Origin of the sequence: Microcoleus sp. D2_18a_B4 (assembly GCF_036702475.1) — a bacterium.
In the GTDB taxonomy this organism is placed as follows: domain Bacteria; phylum Cyanobacteriota; class Cyanobacteriia; order Cyanobacteriales; family Microcoleaceae; genus Microcoleus.
Genome location: NZ_JAUBTL010000152.1, coordinates 1 through 1,156 on the forward strand (window position 1 = coordinate 1; position 1,156 = coordinate 1,156).

At 44.2% G+C, this 1,156-nt stretch carries 2 protein-coding genes; both read right to left on the bottom strand.

The genetic code is table 11. From position 1 onward, the window contains the following. Nucleotides 1-113: 113 nt before the first annotated feature. Nucleotides 114-413, bottom strand: a complete 300-nt coding sequence (locus tag QUB04_RS32430) for a contact-dependent growth inhibition system immunity protein (protein ID WP_333290757.1) — start codon at nt 411-413, stop codon at nt 114-116. Next, nucleotides 410-949, bottom strand: a complete 540-nt coding sequence (locus tag QUB04_RS32435) for an RNase A-like domain-containing protein (RefSeq protein ID WP_333290758.1) — start codon at nt 947-949, stop codon at nt 410-412. The genes QUB04_RS32430 and QUB04_RS32435 overlap by 4 nt, the downstream gene beginning before the upstream one ends. Nucleotides 950-1,156: the final 207 nt, after the last annotated feature.

The window sequence follows — 1,156 nt, forward strand, 5'->3', positions numbered from 1 at the left end:
TATTTTAAAGTCCCAAAAGCCTTTCGACCCCAATTATTTACTTGCTACCCCTTGACAGTTCAAGACAGTATCTACGGGCTTATCGATCGCGCGGTAGCTGATGTCAGTAGAGTTTAGCTGGGATTATTCAAAGATTTTTGCACCGATTGCAACCACTCTCGGACTGTTTGATTTTCGGATTGTGGGTCGTAGTAACACCCTAATTCATCGAGGATAAATGCTTCTAAATCGGCGGGGGCGATCGGCATTTCTAGCAGTTTGCTGAGCTCTTGCGATGCAGCTTCAACACTTGCGGGCGGTTCGCTGCTGCGGTAGTTGTTCACTACATCGCTGGGAGTGTCAGCTTCTAACGGCCAGTCTTGGTGAAAGTAGGAACTGAAAAATTGGGTTAAATGAGGAAATTGATTGATCATTGGGGATAGGCTGTGAGAATAAAGTATCCGGGAGGTAATTGGGCGCTGCGCTGGAGGACGATTCTCAGGCGAGATGTTGAAGTTGCTTTGGATGCGCGGCGACGCAGAGTAATGCCAATTATTCTGTTGGCATTGTAGTCGATCGTATAACGATTACCTTGAGTTTTCACCCAAGAGTCGATCGCACTTTGATTTCTGTTCATTGCTTCTGCAATAGCCGCTTCGGCGAGGGAACGATCAGTAAAAGAAGATGCGGCAGGAATTCTCGTTTCGCTTGCGAGTCGCTGTGCTAGTTGTGCTTCTGTTTTACCAACGTGTCTCTCTAAAGTGTGTCCTCCTGCTGATTCGTGAAAGTCTAATCCGCCGCCCGGTATGTTGGGTACAAAAGCTATGGTGGTTTGTGATATGGTTGAGATTTTCGGTGCAACAACCGTGGCGTAAACACCCGGTATAGCCGATTGGAATAATATAATTATTGAGGCGATCGCACACAGGATACCTAAAAACTTTTTTAGGCGATCGAGTTGAGTTTTCATTGCTGTTGAATCTCTTCCTTATATTTAATAGAGGTGTTGGCTTTGTTTGTCTATTTCCTAATCTACCATTCGTAATACCAATTTAATGTGAAGTTGCACATATCTCGATCCCCATCGCATACCCCCTACTCCCCCTTAATAAGCTATGCTTTATAAGGATCTTTCTTAACAAGAAAGTTGACAAAAATAAACATCTATGATGTTAAA